20 protein-coding genes and 1 pseudogene are annotated in these 14,517 nt (G+C 59.7%); 14 read left to right on the top strand and 7 right to left on the bottom strand.

The annotated features are described in order from the left end of the window. Positions 1-477: 477 nt before the first annotated feature. Positions 478-810, bottom strand: a complete 333-nt coding sequence (locus ABD842_RS01810) for a type II toxin-antitoxin system PemK/MazF family toxin (protein WP_345109244.1) — start codon at positions 808-810, stop codon at positions 478-480. Then, the gene (locus tag ABD842_RS01815) at positions 798-1,058 is read right to left on the bottom strand and encodes an AbrB/MazE/SpoVT family DNA-binding domain-containing protein (protein WP_345109246.1); all 261 of its coding nucleotides are present in this window, start codon (positions 1,056-1,058) and stop codon (positions 798-800) included. The genes ABD842_RS01810 and ABD842_RS01815 overlap by 13 nt, the downstream gene beginning before the upstream one ends. A gap of 218 nt (positions 1,059-1,276) precedes the next feature. Between ABD842_RS01815 and ABD842_RS01820 the strand changes: the two genes are divergently transcribed. The 3 genes from ABD842_RS01820 (at position 1,277) to ABD842_RS01830 (ending at position 4,103) form a co-directional block, all read left to right on the top strand. Further along, positions 1,277-1,699, top strand: a complete 423-nt coding sequence (locus ABD842_RS01820; protein ID WP_345109249.1) for a hypothetical protein — start codon at positions 1,277-1,279, stop codon at positions 1,697-1,699. A 556-nt stretch (positions 1,700-2,255) separates the two neighbouring features. Beyond that, complete coding sequence (locus ABD842_RS01825; protein WP_345109252.1) at positions 2,256-3,539, top strand: amidohydrolase family protein; 1,284 nt, start codon at positions 2,256-2,258, stop codon at positions 3,537-3,539. Between the two features lie 108 nt (positions 3,540-3,647). Next, positions 3,648-4,103 carry a hypothetical protein gene (locus ABD842_RS01830; RefSeq protein WP_345109254.1) on the top strand — a complete coding sequence of 152 codons (456 nt, stop codon included), beginning with the start codon at positions 3,648-3,650 and terminating at the stop codon, positions 4,101-4,103. Between the two features lie 150 nt (positions 4,104-4,253). On the opposite strand, the gene ABD842_RS01835 is transcribed toward ABD842_RS01830, so the two are convergent. From ABD842_RS01835 to ABD842_RS01845, 3 genes are all read right to left on the bottom strand, one after another. Continuing rightward, the gene (locus tag ABD842_RS01835) at positions 4,254-4,742 is read right to left on the bottom strand and encodes a hypothetical protein (protein WP_345109257.1); all 489 of its coding nucleotides are present in this window, start codon (positions 4,740-4,742) and stop codon (positions 4,254-4,256) included. A 74-nt stretch (positions 4,743-4,816) separates the two neighbouring features. Next, positions 4,817-5,050 carry a hypothetical protein gene (locus ABD842_RS01840; RefSeq protein WP_345109259.1) on the bottom strand — a complete coding sequence of 78 codons (234 nt, stop codon included), beginning with the start codon at positions 5,048-5,050 and terminating at the stop codon, positions 4,817-4,819. Between the two features lie 49 nt (positions 5,051-5,099). Further along, a complete protein-coding gene (locus ABD842_RS01845; RefSeq protein ID WP_345109262.1) occupies positions 5,100-5,771 on the bottom strand; it encodes a hypothetical protein in 672 nt (223 codons plus the stop codon). A gap of 343 nt (positions 5,772-6,114) precedes the next feature. On the opposite strand from ABD842_RS01845, the gene ABD842_RS21140 reads away from it, so the two are divergent. From ABD842_RS21140 to ABD842_RS01885, 9 genes and pseudogenes are all read left to right on the top strand, one after another. Continuing rightward, entirely contained in the window at positions 6,115-6,453 is a 339-nt protein-coding gene (locus ABD842_RS21140; protein ID WP_425553133.1) for a transposase, read from the top strand. After that, on the top strand, positions 6,375-6,917 hold the full coding sequence (locus ABD842_RS01850) for a transposase (RefSeq protein ID WP_345109265.1): 543 nt from the start codon (positions 6,375-6,377) through the stop codon (positions 6,915-6,917). The genes ABD842_RS21140 and ABD842_RS01850 overlap by 79 nt, the downstream gene beginning before the upstream one ends. Before the next feature lie 373 nt (positions 6,918-7,290). After that, positions 7,291-7,461 (top strand): annotated as a pseudogene (locus ABD842_RS01855) (PAS domain-containing protein); the annotation flags it as partial. A gap of 6 nt (positions 7,462-7,467) precedes the next feature. Further along, positions 7,468-8,973, top strand: a complete 1,506-nt coding sequence (locus tag ABD842_RS01860; protein ID WP_345109353.1) for a PAS domain-containing protein — start codon at positions 7,468-7,470, stop codon at positions 8,971-8,973. Beyond that, entirely contained in the window at positions 8,909-9,571 is a 663-nt protein-coding gene (locus ABD842_RS01865; protein ID WP_345109269.1) for a sensor histidine kinase, read from the top strand. Before ABD842_RS01860 ends, ABD842_RS01865 begins: the two co-directional genes overlap by 65 nt. 134 nt (positions 9,572-9,705) lie before the next feature. Beyond that, a complete protein-coding gene (locus ABD842_RS01870) occupies positions 9,706-10,125 on the top strand; it encodes a response regulator (RefSeq protein ID WP_345109271.1) in 420 nt (139 codons plus the stop codon). Positions 10,126-10,348: 223 nt separating this feature from the next. Next, positions 10,349-11,428: a sensor histidine kinase gene (locus ABD842_RS01875; protein ID WP_345109274.1), complete on the top strand. Its 1,080-nt coding sequence runs from the start codon at positions 10,349-10,351 to the stop codon at positions 11,426-11,428. A gap of 4 nt (positions 11,429-11,432) precedes the next feature. After that, positions 11,433-11,837, top strand: a complete 405-nt coding sequence (locus ABD842_RS01880) for a response regulator (RefSeq protein ID WP_345109277.1) — start codon at positions 11,433-11,435, stop codon at positions 11,835-11,837. Positions 11,838-11,848: 11 nt separating this feature from the next. Beyond that, positions 11,849-12,274, top strand: coding sequence for a response regulator (locus ABD842_RS01885; RefSeq protein WP_345109281.1), 426 nt, complete (start codon positions 11,849-11,851; stop codon positions 12,272-12,274). Positions 12,275-12,463: 189 nt separating this feature from the next. Here ABD842_RS01885 and ABD842_RS01890 read toward each other — a convergent pair whose 3' ends face one another. Together ABD842_RS01890 and ABD842_RS01895 are read right to left on the bottom strand one after the other, a co-directional pair. Next, positions 12,464-12,661 carry an RNA polymerase sigma factor gene (locus tag ABD842_RS01890; protein ID WP_345109283.1) on the bottom strand — a complete coding sequence of 66 codons (198 nt, stop codon included), beginning with the start codon at positions 12,659-12,661 and terminating at the stop codon, positions 12,464-12,466. 168 nt (positions 12,662-12,829) lie between these two features. Continuing rightward, entirely contained in the window at positions 12,830-13,057 is a 228-nt protein-coding gene (locus ABD842_RS01895; RefSeq protein WP_345109286.1) for a transposase, read from the bottom strand. 87 nt (positions 13,058-13,144) lie between these two features. Between ABD842_RS01895 and ABD842_RS01900 the strand changes: the two genes are divergently transcribed. Further along, a complete protein-coding gene (locus ABD842_RS01900; RefSeq protein ID WP_345109288.1) occupies positions 13,145-13,606 on the top strand; it encodes a plasmid pRiA4b ORF-3 family protein in 462 nt (153 codons plus the stop codon). 288 nt (positions 13,607-13,894) lie between these two features. Further along, the gene (locus tag ABD842_RS01905; protein ID WP_345109291.1) at positions 13,895-14,512 is read left to right on the top strand and encodes a recombinase family protein; all 618 of its coding nucleotides are present in this window, start codon (positions 13,895-13,897) and stop codon (positions 14,510-14,512) included. Positions 14,513-14,517 lie beyond the last annotated feature (5 nt).

Raw genomic sequence — 14,517 nt, forward strand, 5'->3', positions numbered from 1 at the left:
GCCGGGCCACGGTTAACTGGCAGTTTTCCCTCGAAAAAGCCCGCACCAAACTCGGCCGACATTACCAGAAAATTAGGGTGCCTAATTCCCCTGACTAAGCACTAGTCATTAATTCAAGCCATCTTTTTCCTTTTTCACCCATGAAGCGTTTTCATTCGACCTCACACGAGCGGTAGGTACTCACCTAACCGCTCTTATGAAACAAGCCAAAAAGTATTGGGCCTGGACCGCGCGCCAACGCGGCCACTCTTACCGGCGAAACGTTCGGAGGCCCTCGCCACCGCCGGAATTCCGGCGTCATCACTGGCACCAGCACCGCGCGCGGACGAGGCACGTCCTACACTTGGTTTTGGGTGGCGGCGATGAAGGGCAGCTCACCCTATTCTATCAACCTCGTCACGGCGCGCGCTATGACTGGGCGTAAACACAACCGGCCCGCTGCTTACAGCGGGCCGGTTGTGTTTACGGAAGGGATACTCAATACTGAAACAACTCCTGCAGCCGGTCACAGACCGCTTGCGCCGTGGCTTTGGGCAGCACGCCCAAGCGGCGCACTAGGCGGGTTTTGTCCACCGAGCGGATGTGGTCGAGCGCAACCTGCCCCTCCTTGCCCTGGAAGGTGCAGTCCACCCGGGAAGGGTAGTCGCGCCGGGTGCTGGTCAGCGCCGCAATGGTCACGGTGCGCAGGTAGCGGTTCATCTCGTCGGGGGAGAGCACCACGCAGGGACGGGTCTTGTTGATTTCGCTGCCCTGGGTCGGGTCGAGGTTGACGAGCCACACCTCGAAGCGCTGCACGGCTACCACTGCCATTCCGTTTCCTCAAAGGCCTCGTCCGAGAATCCCTCCAGCAACTCTCCCTCCGGAGCCTGGCCCTGGGCAATGGCCTGCTGAAAGCGCTCATCCCAACCCTGGCGGCGGGTCTTCACCACCGGCGTAATAAGCAGCCCCTCGGGCGTGGGCTGCAGGTCGACCTCGCCGGCGAGGTGGTACTGCTGCAGTAATTTTTTGGGCAGCACAATCCCCTGGGAATTGCCGACCCGAATCAGGCGCGTGTTCATAGCATCAAATGTACGTACAATGTAATTACATTTGCTGAACACTGTTAGTTTCATCCGCTGGAAAGCAGCACCTTTAGGTCCGATAGCGGGCCCTTATCGGACCCTGTCCGAAGGCGATGGTTGGTTAAATCACCGTCTTCGCAAACCTTGCACGGCTTACCTGTTAGACGCGCAGAGGGCCCCCAACATTACACTCGACCTTACTTCATATTTGTGCCATGCTGGACTTAAACGCGCCGATACTCCCTGGCCATTCAGCCGCTGGCATTCGGTTGGGGCAGCCCGTGGCGGAAGTGCTGCGCTATGCGCCTGCCCCTGTTATTGAAACGTTATCTACTGTCACGGTATACCGGTTTGGAGCAGTGGCGGTCTGGGCTCGGGACGGGATGGTGGACCAGGTTGGCGTGTTTGACGGTTATACCGGCAGCTTGCCTTCGGGCGTATGCCTGGGCATGCCCTTAGTCGAAGTACAGCGACGCATGGGGCCGGTAGTGGAAGAATGGGACGATACGCTGATGGTAGAAGGCAGCGACGGGTGGTGTTTCGACACGGGCGCGTGGGCCAACGGATGGGAAGTGGAACAAAACCTGGAAGCTCGACTGGTCGAAATATTTGTATGCACTTCAAAGCAAGGAGAATGATATAGCGTTCACCGTTTCGCTGAACTATGCCACCCTAGTGCTGCAAGAGGTCAAAATGCCGATATCTTTCGGTCATGGAAAACATGCCGGAGCTTCCGCCTGGATGGAAGCTAACCTATGATGAAGTCTCCAATAGCGTGTATGAAATGCGTTTAACTTGGGAACGTGGGCCGATGGTCGAGACGAAAGGAACTGATTTCGACGGCATGCTAGCCTGGTGTGTAAAGTCCGCACTTGACATTGAAGACCTAATGCGGCGAAGAGGCTTGCTTCCGTAATCCGCAGGGATGCGTTTCGTAAAAACGCCAAGCGCTTTCACAGGCACCCGCAAACAGGATTTTAGGGGCAGTGGGGAAGTGCAATTTTTCCCTTTTGTTTCTGGCTTTTGTCCCTTAACATAATCCTAGTTATAATCCCGACCTTGGAAAAGTGGTGGTTTTTGGCCTAGCATTTCTACTACTTTTGTGTAGCACATTTCCTAGTTGGAGGAAGATTTAGGAAGCGTAAAATATTGCCTGTTAAGGGCACTCACACCTACCATTAGCTACCCCGCTTTATGCGCATTTTACTAATTGCCCTGTTGACCATCGGGCTGCTTGGCCGCAGTGAACTGGGTTGGTCACAGGCTACTGCTCCCTTGGTAATCACCAATGTAAACGTGGTTCCAATGAACCAAAACACCGTGTTACGTCGGCAGACTGTTCTCATCGAACGGGGGCGAATCAAGGCTATCGGGCCTGCTAGCCAGGTTAAACTACCGGCGGGGGCCGTGCGGCTCGATGGCAAAGGCAAGTACCTACTACCCGGCCTGGTAGACATGCACGCGCATTTGCCGGGCTCGGAGGGCACCTTGCATCCGTTGAACACGTACTTTCGGCTTCAACTCGCGGCCGGTGTAGTGGGTTTGCGCAGTATGCGGGGCGATTCCAGCCACCTGCGCTGGCGCGACAGCCTGCGCCGCACCGCCGCCCTGGCCCCCCGCCTGTACTTAGGCTCTCCCGTATTCAACCGCGACAAAAACTATTCCGCTCAGAAAGGCCGCGTCTTGCTGGCGCGTTACCAAGCCAGCGGCTACGACTTTGCCAAATACCTAGGCGGCCTGACGGGCCCGCAATACGACTCGCTGCTGACCGATGCCCACCGGCTGGGGTTCAAAGTGGCTGGGCATGCCCCCGCCAGCGGGGTGGGGGGGGCCGTAGCCGCCCGGATGGCCTCCATTGAGCACATTGAGGCATTTATCCGTGCCTATCAGCAGGATTCGGTTCAATTACAGCAACTGGCCCAGCAAATGGCGGCCGACCGTATTTTTACCTGCCCTGATTTGTATTGGTACAAAGTCAATTGGCTGCAGTACCCGCTCGACTATTTGCAGAAAATGCCGGGCTTGGCTTACGTCAGTGCACCGGTGCGCCAGGAGTGGCAGGAATGGTGGACGACCCAAAACCAGCAGCTCCCTACGGCGGCTCGCCCCCAGTTCACGGCAGCGCTGCGGACTTACGGACAGGCTTTTCGCATCATGCATAAGGCTGGGGTCCAGTTTCTAATCAGCCCTGGTGATGGCCCTTTTGTGGTGCCCGGTTACAGCATGGCCCAAGAACTAGGCTTGCTCGTAAAACTGGGCCTGAGCCCCTACGAGGCGCTACGGGCGGCGACCTACAATGCGGCCGTCTGGCTGGGCGAGCAAGACCAGCGCGGCACTCTGGTACCCGGCAAAGCCGCTGACCTTGTGTTGCTTGATGCCAACCCGTTAGAAAACATTGCCAACATCGGCCTCGTGCGCGGGGTGGTGCTGAACGGGCGCTGGGTACCCGTGGCCCAATTGCTGCCCACCAAACCCTAATGGCTAAGGCTACTTTATCGAACCAACTTTGCGGGCGGCGTTCACCATTTCAGGGGTCGCATTAGAGGAAAAAGTGCAGATATACCTGGTCCTGTTTAACTTCCCGATATGAAAGCACTGTTCTCCCTGGTTTTGACCCTTTTGCTACCTCAACTTAGCGCCTTTTCCTCTAAGGAGAATACTCTCCCTAAAACGCCACAGAAGATGTTGTTGGGGACCTGGAAACTAGCTAAATACGTGCACAAAGCCAAGTCGTCAGCTGGCACCTTTTTTAGGAATGATAGCACAATTATTCCGCAGCATAGCAATACATATTTGGTTACATTCAATGCTGATGGAACGATAGAAAGACCTTCTGATACAGGTGATAAGGAAACGTACGCATATAATTCGCCAACTATTATTTTCTATTATAACGGGGTTGCTTCGCCTTCGAACGTCACTTCTTCAATCAAGGAACTGACACCTAATAAATTAAGGATTGCTTACCGTAAAGAACAGTCGGGTATAATCTTGTACGACGACTTCTTTTACGTGCGTTCAGCGACCGTTTATAGCATGTAAATCACGGTCACGAAGGACGTTTCCGCGCCTCAGCGTGCTGTATTTTCGTTTTCGAAAAGCCCTCTAAATACGCGATGCTCGTGAGCTTAAACGGGCCTGCTGGACCAGTCCATCTACCCGTTGCAGCGCCGATGGGGCCCTTTCGCGCACCTAGTCCACGGGGCGCGGCAGTCGCACGGTTTTTACCCGGCCTCGACGGACTGGGGACTTGGGGGAGCCGGTCGGGGGGCCTTGCTTGCGGCGCTGGCTCTCCGTAAAGGCCGCCTCCGCCAGCTGGTAATGCCGTTCGTAGCGGTCGGACAGTTCCGGATTCCATGCTCGCTTCCTTCGGCGCTCCTGAAGCATCAGCGCGTGGACATTCTCCTGGTCCTCCGCGTGGGCCGTTTCCACGTCCCAATGCGTAGCCCCGTTCTCGAAAAAGGCGGCGCGCACGGCCAGCAGGGCCACGGTGCGCGCCTGGTTCCGGGGCCACTGCTCGACCAGTTCATCCAGCTCATTCGCCGCCGCTAGGTAGGTCGGGTACTTCCACAAACTGTATAGCGTATAGGCGGGTCGGGTGGGGTCGCCCTGAAAGGTTCTGACCGGGTTGCGGTGGTCGCGGAACTGCTGGCGAGCTTGCTTTTTCTGGCGTCCTTTCATCCTACAAGATACGTCAAAAAGCCCGTTTAAAGGCAATTCAAGGCGTTTTACACCCCAAAAAAAGCGCGCCTGCCTTACTCTACCAGCAGCCAACGGGTACGGGGCGTGGTGGGCAACATTTCGTACTTCTCCCCCGTGGCGGGATACTCGTGAATGTGGCGGCCCTGCGCGTCGCGGTACGAGAGAAAGGTATTGGCGGCCGCGGCTTCGACCCGCAGCTGCTCGCGCATCGCGTCCTGGAAGGCAGGCGAAGGTAGCTGCCTAAGAAAGACCGTGAGCGGCGAATCAGAAGCGGACGCAGGAGGCATACGACGGGGATGACGGGTGGGGGCAACGACTGGTTAACACCGAAAAGACCTACCCTATTCCCGTTACCTGGCCCCGACGCGGCCCTTGGGTGCGAGATTTCGCCTGCTGCGCCTCCCGCTGGCCGGGGGCCTGGCGCTGCGCCCGGTCGGCCTCGCGCTCCTGCACCTCATACCCTTTCCGTTCGGCGGCCCAATCCAGCGTCACGCTGATGTCTTTCAACTCGTGGCGGGGCTGCTGCATACTGTACTGCACGGCTAGCTCGATTACTCGATTACCTTGGGCATCAACGGTATCACTCACTGACACGGTGGCGCCTTTACTCGTCAAGCTGCGCTGCAAAGCATCGGCGCGGCCGGCGGCCTGACGGTCGCCTACCGGCTCCTGCACGCGCACCACCAACTGTCGTTCGGCCTCGCGCTTGGCGGCGTACTCCGTCAGGCTCAGGCCCGCGTGCTCGGGCTGGTAATAGGCGCGGGACTCAAACCCCACGGCCGGGGCCGGACGGTCCGCCGCTTTGACGGCGCGGGCAAATTCGAGCAGGGCCGGGGCCAGCAGACCGGGCAGGGGGCGGTCCTTGTCGGTCAGGAACTTCAGCTTTTCCTCCGCTTCCCGAGAGGCCGCGTTTTTGCCAAAAAAGCCCCCTTCTGCCTGTTTTTCCAGCGCCGCTTGCTGGCCGTAGCTGTCGGCCCACTGCTGGCCGTGGTTAAAAGTTTGGTCCAAAAGTCGCATTTGACCACAGAGTGGACGTGCTAAACGGCCAATAGTGCCCCAAAAAGGCCTTTTTCGGGTATCAACGAGCTTATCACCAGCTCCGGCTCTTAACGGTCAAAAGAACGGCATTCGAAACAGGTTCACCCAATCAAGTTGCCGTTAGAGCGCTGCTAATGGCTTTTCGNATGTTGGTGATAAGGCACAAATACGCCGTAAGAGCAGCGAGGGATGATAGTTTTACACGCCCCTTAAGGCAATCGAAAGCGGCTAGTGAAAACGAACGGTAAGAGGGGTCGCACAATAGTAGGAACGGAAAACAACGCTAAGAAGCTGTTTGAGTTAATTTTGCGGGATGCACTTAGCAGCGATTTCAGCCGTTCGCAAGCGGTATAGTTCCGATTTATCAGCGCACGATTGGCAGCAGTTGGAGCCGCTACTGGTCGTGCATCGGCGCGGTAAATGGCCGTTGGCGGAGGTCGTAAACGCCATTTTCTACGTGCTCAAAAACGGGTGCGTGTGGCGGGATTTGCCGGGTGATTTGCCGCCCTGGGGCACGGTGTACTGGTATTTCGCCAAGTGGGAGGCCGACGGCACCTGGCAACGGGTCAGCACGTGCTTGAACGTGAGCAGCCGGGAGTGGGCCGAAAAAAAGCTTGGCCCACGACCGTCATCCTCGACACGCAAAGCGTGAAGAACGCGGCCACGGCCACCGGGACCACCGTGGGCTTCGACGCAGGCAAGCTGGTCAAAGGCCGCAAGCGCTTGGTGCTGACCGACACGCTGGGGAACGTATTGGCTAGCCCGGTGTTGCCCGCCGACGCGGTGGACGGGGCCGCCGCCATTGCCTTCTGGGACGAAGTGGCCGCCCCGCACGAGTTGCTGGGGCAGGTGCAGGTCGTCTTTGTGGACAGTTCGTTTAACGGCGTCTTTCGGGAGCATTTGGCGCGACGCTACGGGATTCGGGTAGAGAAACCAGCCCACGTGCTGGTGAAGAAAACGAATTTCTGCATTCATGCCTGGCGCTGGATTGTGGAGCGCACGTTCGCGTGGCTCAGTGCTAACCGCAGACTGTCAAAGGAGTACGACCGGACACTGGGCCATGCCAACGCGTGGATTACGGTGGCAAATATCAAACGAGTGCTTAAATTTTGCTAACTCAAACAGCTTCTAAGGAATCCTGAGCTAGCTGGCCATCTCATAAAACGTACGTTTAAACGCTACCAAGGCGGTTTTTGAGAAAATCAGGTTCTGGCCAGCCTAGCGTGTAGCTTTTGCCTATCTCACGTATCAACGGCTCATTTCAGCCTGAATGATTGACTTGGTGAGACAAATCAACTCGTTTTTGGTAGTCAAGCGGGCTTAGCGTTGTTTTCCGTTCCTACTATTGTGCGACCCCTAAGACTATAATTTTGCTCTCACAACGAATAATGCACTGTAAGTCAGATTTATAAATACAAAAACTAGGCAGCTGTACGGCCGAGTCGGAGGTTTTCCCCTATTTGTTTAACAACACCCGTGGTACGCCTACACCGGCATGGGCCCCGATGCGAACATCAATGAAACCTGGCCGCAGCTTATGCACCCCGACGACCTTCCCGCCGTGGCCCAGGAGTACGGCGCGGCCCTGGCCGGCGGGCGCTCCTGGGGCTACGAGTTCCGGTTGCGCGGGGCCGACGGGCAGTACCGCTGGTTTGCCAGCCAGGGCGTGCCCGAGCCGCTGGCCGCCGCCGAAGCCGCGGGCCGCCCCCGCCAGTGGTTCGGCTCCAACCTCGACATTGACGAGTTGAAGCAGGCCCAGCAGCAGATTGAAGAAAAGGACGAGCTGCTGACCAGCATCCTCTCCTCAATTCCGGCCAGTGTGGTCACCTTCGAGGGCGAAGACCTGCGCTTTGGCTTCTTCAACGAGGCGTATCAGCACCTGGCCCAGGGCCGGCTCGTGCTGGGCCGCCCGGCAGTGGAGGTATTTCCCGAAGCGGCAGAGCAGGCTTTTCTGGCCTCGCTGCGTGAGGTGCTGCGCACCGGCGAGCCCTACCAGGGGCAGGAGGTGCCCGCCTACGCCCGCGACCCGCGCACCGGGCAGCAGGGGGACATGTACCTGGACCTGGCCTACCTGCCGTTGCGCCACGGCCAGCAGCCGCCCCACGCCGTGCTCGGCTTCATCCTCGACGTGACGGACCGGGTGCTGGCCCGCCGGCAGGCCGAGGCGGCCCAGGCCCTGGCCCTGGCCGCCGCCGAGCAGGCCGCGGCCCAGCGCGAGGCATTTTATCAGGTGTTTGAGCAAACCCCGGCCATCATTGGCTTGCTGCGCGACCCCGACCATCGCTACGAATACATCAATCCCGCGTACCAGCAGCTCTTTCCCGGCCGCCAGCTGGTGGGCTGCACTATAGCCGAGGCCTTGCCCGAAGTTGTGGAGCACGGCTTTCTGGCCCTGCTCGACGGGGTGTTTCGGACCGGCGAGCCATATTTTGGGCAGGAGATGCTACTGCCCGTGACCCGCACCGACGGCCAGCCGCCCCAGGACGCCTACTTCGATTTCACCTACCAGGCCACGCGCGAAGCCGGGCAAATCGTGGGGATTTCCATCTTTGCCTTCGACTCGACCGAGCGGGTGCTGGCCCGCCGGCAGCGCGAGGCCCAGCAGGCCCAGCTGGCCGAGCTGTTCGAGCAGGCCCCGGTGGCCATTACCGTGCTGCGGGGGCCGCAGTACGTCATCGAGCTTGCCAACCCCACCATGTGCGCCATCTTGGGCCGTACCCAGGAGCAAGCACTGCACACCCCCACCCCTTTCTTTGAGCTGGTGCCCGAGGCGGCAGGGCAGGGCTTCGAGGAGTTGCTGGATGGGGTGATGGCTACCGGCGTACCCTTCGTGGCCCGCGAGCTGCCTTCGCTCGTCGACCGCCACGGCCGCCGCGATACCGTGTACTGGGATTTCGTGTACCAACCCCTGCGCGAAGGCGACGCGCCCATTAACGCCGTGACCGTGGTAGCCACCGACGTGACGGCCCAGGTGCTGGCCCGCCAGCAGCTCGCCCAGGCCAACGAGCAGCTAGTGGCTGCCAACCAGCAGCTCACCCGCACCAATACCGACCTCGACAACTTCGTCTACACCGCCTCCCATGACCTCAAGCAACCCATCAGCAACATTGAGGGCCTGCTCACCGCCCTGCGCGAAGAGCTGGCCTTGCCCCCCCGCGCAGGCCGAGATTGACCCGCTGCTCGACCTGATGAAGGGCGCGGTGGAGCGCTTCCAGCGCACCATCGCCCAGCTCACCGACGTTGCCAAGCTGCAAGCCGCCCACGACGCCCCACCCCCCACTGAAGTCGACCTGGCCGCCCTGGTGGCCGACGTCTGCCAGGACCTGCATCCCGAGTTCCAGGCCTCCGGGGCCGGGCTGACCGTGGAGGTGACCGAGTGCCCCACGCTGGCCTTCGCCGAAAAAAACATGCGCTCCGTCGTCTACAACCTGCTCAGCAACGCCCTCAAGTACCGCCACCCCGACCGGGTGCCCCAGTTCCGGCTGCGCTGCCTCCCGGCCGGAGCCTTCGCCGTGCTCGAAGTGCAGGACAACGGCCTTGGCTTGGACCCTACCCAGCAAAAAAAGCTCTTCGGCCTCTTCCAACGCCTGCACGTGCACGTCGAGGGCTCCGGCATCGGCCTGTATATGGTCAAAAAGATGGTCGAGAATGCCGGCGGCCGCATCGAAGTGGACAGCCAGCCGGGAGTTGGCTCCACCTTCCGGCTTTATTTTCCCCGTTCCCGTCAAGCCCCACAGCCAGCGCAAGTAATAGAAAGAACGTCCTGCTGAGCCAGCCAAAGTATCGCTACTTTGTTACGAATTCAGCTGTTTGAATTCATAACGCGGTAGGGCTGCTGCGGCCGGCATCAGGTGAACACGATGTCGGGTTATTTTTCGGACAGGTGTTCATTGTTAACTTTAAAATGCTGCCTGCCATCCTGCTCGTCGACGACGACGCCACCACCAATTTCCTCAACCAGCGCCTCCTCAGCCGCCTCAACGTGAGCCGGGCGGTCCACGTGGCCGGCAACGGGGCCGAAGCCCTCACCCGGCTGCAGGCCTGCTGCCAGGAGGCCCCGGAAACCTTCCCGGCCCTCATTCTGCTCGACCTGAACATGCCCGTGATGGACGGCTTCGAGTTCCTCGACGCCTACCAGCAGCTGCCCGTCGCCCCGCGCCAGCACACGGTCATCGTCATGCTCACCACCTCCACCCTCGACGCCGACCAAGCCCGCGCCCAACAGCTGCCCATCGCCGGCTACCTCACCAAGCCGCTCACCCGCGAAAACATGGCCACCGTGCTGCGCGTCCATTTCGGGGTCCTCTGCGAAAACGAAAAATAAAGCACGTTAAGCAAAGATGGGTGAACGCACAGAGGAAACCTATCTTCCCGCTCTGGAAAAAGTGGCGGTTTTCGGTTCTATCCTGGAACGCAGCTATTTTAGCATTTACCTGGAATAAACCCCTGAAAAACAGGGTTATTTCGGCCTCAGCCGCTACTGGTTCGTATGCTCTTTTGAAGGGTAGCGGTTGGCCCTTGCGGCCCGCTCTAAAACCTGTTCCGTCATGTCCAAGAAAGTCACCCCGCCCATCGCCACGAGTGAGGTCCGGTTCCGGTCCCTGTTCCATGACACCACCGACCTGCTGCTCTATCAGAACGAAAAGGCCATCATTCTGGACGCCAACCGGGCCTTTCTCGACCTGGTGGGCGAACCCAAGGACCGGGTGGTGAACCGCTCCTACAACGAATACCTGCCCTTGGAGGTGCAGCCCCTGTTCACGGAGAAGCTGAAAGAAGCCTTCACCGGCAAAACCGTGCGCTTCGATATGTTCGCCGCCCAGGGCAAGTCCGAGCCCCGGCACTGGGACGTGGTGAAAATACCGCTCCGGAAAAAAGGCGTCGTGATTGGGGTCCACATGGTTGCCCGCGATGTCACCGAAAAGACGCTGGCGCAGGAGGACCTAGTGACCCAAAACCTGGACCTGCAACAGTTTACCTACATCGTGTCGCACAACCTGCGCGCCCCGCTGGCCAGTGCCCTGGGCCTGGCCGACCTGTTGGGCACGGAAGAGCCCGGCTCCCCGCACTTTGAAGAAACGCGCACTCATCTGCATACCAGCCTGCGCCAGCTTGACCTGGTAGTGAGCGACATGAACACCATCCTGGCCATTCGGGACCAGAAAAACCTGGCCGAAGCCAAGGAGGTGCCGCTGGCTAAAGTGGTGCAGCAGGCGGTGCACAACCTGCAGGAGGTGATGGAGCAGGGCGGCGGTACCGTGCGGGTTGACATTCCCGCCGACCTGACCCTGCGCGCCAACCGGGCTTACCTCTACAGCATCTTTTTCAACCTGCTCTCCAACGCCATCAACTACCGCGCCGAGGAGCGGCCCCTGGAAGTGAGCGTGACGGCGACGCGCGGGGAAGGGCAGCCCACGCAAATTACGGTCGCCGACAACGGCTCCGGCTTTGACCGGGAGCGGGCGGGCGACGACGTGTTCAAGCTTTACAAGCGGTTCCACCCCCACCGCCCCGGCCGCGGACTGGGCCTGTACCTGGTCAAAACCCACGTTGAAACCATGGGCGGGAACATTTCGGTCCACAGCCGGGTGGACGAGGGCACCCGCTTTACAATTGACGTACCTTAACCGAATGGATACCCTCATCATCGACGACGACCCGACGGGCATCTTTTTGACCACCCACCTGCTGCGCCGCGAAGGGCAGCCCGCCGACGTGATTACCTCCTTCGTCTCCCCGGTGGAAGCGGTGGCCTTTTTCCGGCAGCTTAGTCCCACCGACACACTGCCCGACGTCGTGCTGCTGGACCTGAATATGCCCCTGCTCGACGGCTGGGACGTGTTGGAGGCTCTCAAACCCTTAGAAGCGCACTTGCTGGGCCGGTGCGCGGTCTACGTCCTGACCTCCTCCCTGGCCCCCGCCGACGCAGCCCGCGCCCGGCAGTACCCCATTGTGGCGGGCTTCCTGCACAAACCGCTGGACAGGGCGGAAATTCAGGCAATGCAAGCCCGGCTACTGGAAACGCGGCCCACCTGACCGCTTTACCCATGCTGCAACGCCAATGCCCGGCCGTGCTGCTCGTGGACGACGACGCGGCCACGAATTACTACAACCGGCGCCTGTTGCAGCGGATGCAGGTGAGCCCGGAAGTGCTGGTGGCCCGCAACGCCGACGACGCGCTGGCCGTGCTCCACGCCCGCTGCGCCCACCCCGGAACGGCCGACTGCCCCACCTTGATTCTGCTGGACTTTAACATGCCGCTGCTAAACGGCTTCGAGTTCCTGCGCGCCTTTAACCGGCTGCACCCCGCCTTGCCGCAGTCGTTCGTCGTGGTCCTGCTCACCGCCTTGCCCCTCGACCCCGGCCTGGTGCAGGCCCAACACCTGCCCGTCACGGCGGTGCTGACCAAGCCCCTGACGCCGGAAGCGGTCAACCACCTATTAGAAAGCTACTTCGCCGCGCCGATTCCTTAGCGTCCTATCTTCTCTGAATGCTGAGCGGACCCCGGATTAAGGTTTTTGCGCACCCCGAGGGCTGGTCCGGCAGGGCACAGAACGAGCAGCGCTTCGGGAGGTGGTTCTTTCCCAGCTGGCAGTCGCCAGGGCGATGCTCCAGCCCATGGCACCCTCGCTTTTTATCCATCACAGCGGCAGCCGCGAAAGCTACCGCCGGGCGCCCACCGACCACGTTTTCACCGTGCCTACCGGCACCTGCAGCGCCTCGGCCGTTTCCGGTTGGGTGTAGCCCTGCAGGTAGAGCAGCTCCATCACCTGCCGGTACTCGGGGCGCAGGCCGCGCAACAGGTCCACCACGCCGATATGTTCGGGACGGAAACCGGCCGGCGCCGGAAAGAATGCCACGGGGCTATCGTCGAGCGATGCGGTGCGCGCCCCGAGGCGGTAGTGGCCGGTTCGCACGTGGTCGATGGCCGTATTGCAGCAGACTTTGGCTGCCCAGGTGAAGAGCCGGCTTTGGTTCGCATTGTACGACGCAATGCCGTGAGGTGGTCTAGAGGGTGTGGACAGCTGTTATTTTAGCCAACACATAATACAGGCCAGTTGGACGACGGCCAAATAGCAGGCGGCTTTTTTGTCGTAGCGCGTGGCTACAGCCCGATACTGCTTGCTTTTCAAGAAGAAGCGTTCCACTTTGTTGCGGTCCTTGTAGAGATTCTGATCGATGATACGCGCGGTGGTGCGGTTGCTCTTCGACGGAATAACTACTTCGGCCTCGTGTTTTTTGATCGACTCGACCACGGCATTGAGAGCATCAAAAAGTGTGGGGCAGTAGGGGGTAACCGCCTTCTGGCGTAACTTGAGAGCCCCTCTTTGTCGGTAAACACCATGCCCCAATCAGCTGCTGCTCCTATCTTATCCGGTACTGACCGGCTAGCGGCGGTCTACCAGCTCAAGATTCATCTGCTGGGTATCAGCCCTCAGATTTGCCGGCGCGTGTTGGTACGAGGCGTTACGACGCTGGCGGAGCTGCATCACGTCTTCCAGGTGGTGATGGGCTGGGACAACTGGCACCTGCACCGTTTTAAGCTCTGGGGCAAAGAATATGGGATTCCGTATGCCGGCGGCATCTCCTTTGCCGACGATGCCCGCCGGGTCCACCTGGGCGATTTCCCCTGGCGGGCGAATGACAAGTTCACCTACACCTATGACTTCGGCGATTACTGGCTCCACCAGGTGCGGGTGGAACAGGTGTTGCCCCCAACTGCTCTTTCGGCCCACCCGGTTTGCGTGAGTGGCCGCCGGGCCTGCCCCCCGGAGGAGGTCGGCGGTCCCGAGGGCTACAACTAACGGACGCTCGACCAATTTGGCTGGGCCTACGAAGCCCGTGACCGCTTACTGGCCAGCGAGGATATTCGGGAGGACGACGTACCCACCTGGTTCTGGACCTTTCGGCCGGAGCACTTTGATAAGGAACAAGTCAACGAACGCCTGGCGAAAGTGTATCAACTTAAGGGTAATCCTGATTTTCTGTATTCGCAGGGCGGCTACGACTATTTTTTCGCGGATTTAGAATCCTGAAAACTGTATCAGCAAAACCAGATGGTTTAGTTGATACGGCCCGGGTAGCTTTGCGCCATGCAACAGGCTGTCATCTTCGTACGCGTCTCCAAGAAGGAGCAGGACTACCAGCGGCAGGTAGAAGACCTGCGCGCCGTGGCTCGGAGCCAGGCGGTACAGGTCGTCGCCGAGATTGCGGAGAAGATTAGCGGAGCCAAGCAGAATCAGGACCGGGAGGGGATTCAGCAATTGCTGAGCATGAGCCGGCAGGGAACCGTTCAGAAGGTGCTCGTGAGCGAAGTCTCGCGTCTAGGTCGTTCCACGGTCGAAGTCCTGCAGATTGTCGAAGAACTCACGCAACTGGGCATCAGCATCTACGTCCAAAACTTTGGAATTGAAACCCTCAAAAACGGCAAGCGGAATCCGGTGGCGCAATTCATGTTCACGCTGCTGGCCGAATTTGCCCGCCTGGAGCGCGAGACCCTGCGCGAGCGCATTCTCTCCGGCATGGACGAGGCGCGGCGGCAAGGCATCAAAATCGGCCGCCTGGTGGGCGCGACGGAAGAAAAGGCCGTCTTTCTGAAAAAGTATGCCGCCGTCGCCCGGCAGCTGCGGGCGGGCCTGAGCGTACGTAAAACGGCGAAGCTGTGCGACGTAGCCATCAATACGGTGCGCAAACTGAAGGCCTTACTCTAATCCTT

Origin of the sequence: Hymenobacter algoricola, from assembly GCF_039539525.1 — a bacterium.
GTDB classification, from domain to species: Bacteria; Bacteroidota; Bacteroidia; order Cytophagales; family Hymenobacteraceae; genus Hymenobacter; species Hymenobacter algoricola.

Coding starts and splice junctions, on each gene's coding strand:
- ABD842_RS01840 (WP_345109259.1), bottom strand. CDS start 5,050: ATGCCTCCTGCGTCCGCTTCTGATTCGCCGCTCACGGTCTTTCTTAGG.
- ABD842_RS01825 (WP_345109252.1), top strand. CDS start 2,256: ATGCGCATTTTACTAATTGCCCTGTTGACCATCGGGCTGCTTGGCCGC.
- ABD842_RS01820 (WP_345109249.1), top strand. CDS start 1,277: ATGCTGGACTTAAACGCGCCGATACTCCCTGGCCATTCAGCCGCTGGC.
- ABD842_RS01830 (WP_345109254.1), top strand. CDS start 3,648: ATGAAAGCACTGTTCTCCCTGGTTTTGACCCTTTTGCTACCTCAACTT.
- ABD842_RS01880 (WP_345109277.1), top strand. CDS start 11,433: ATGGATACCCTCATCATCGACGACGACCCGACGGGCATCTTTTTGACC.
- ABD842_RS01900 (WP_345109288.1), top strand. CDS start 13,145: ATGCCCCAATCAGCTGCTGCTCCTATCTTATCCGGTACTGACCGGCTA.
- ABD842_RS01810 (WP_345109244.1), bottom strand. CDS start 810: ATGGCAGTGGTAGCCGTGCAGCGCTTCGAGGTGTGGCTCGTCAACCTC.
- ABD842_RS01815 (WP_345109246.1), bottom strand. CDS start 1,058: ATGAACACGCGCCTGATTCGGGTCGGCAATTCCCAGGGGATTGTGCTG.
- ABD842_RS01875 (WP_345109274.1), top strand. CDS start 10,349: ATGTCCAAGAAAGTCACCCCGCCCATCGCCACGAGTGAGGTCCGGTTC.
- ABD842_RS01905 (WP_345109291.1), top strand. CDS start 13,895: ATGCAACAGGCTGTCATCTTCGTACGCGTCTCCAAGAAGGAGCAGGAC.
- ABD842_RS21140 (WP_425553133.1), top strand. CDS start 6,115: ATGCACTTAGCAGCGATTTCAGCCGTTCGCAAGCGGTATAGTTCCGAT.
- ABD842_RS01870 (WP_345109271.1), top strand. CDS start 9,706: ATGCTGCCTGCCATCCTGCTCGTCGACGACGACGCCACCACCAATTTC.
- ABD842_RS01885 (WP_345109281.1), top strand. CDS start 11,849: ATGCTGCAACGCCAATGCCCGGCCGTGCTGCTCGTGGACGACGACGCG.
- ABD842_RS01835 (WP_345109257.1), bottom strand. CDS start 4,742: ATGAAAGGACGCCAGAAAAAGCAAGCTCGCCAGCAGTTCCGCGACCAC.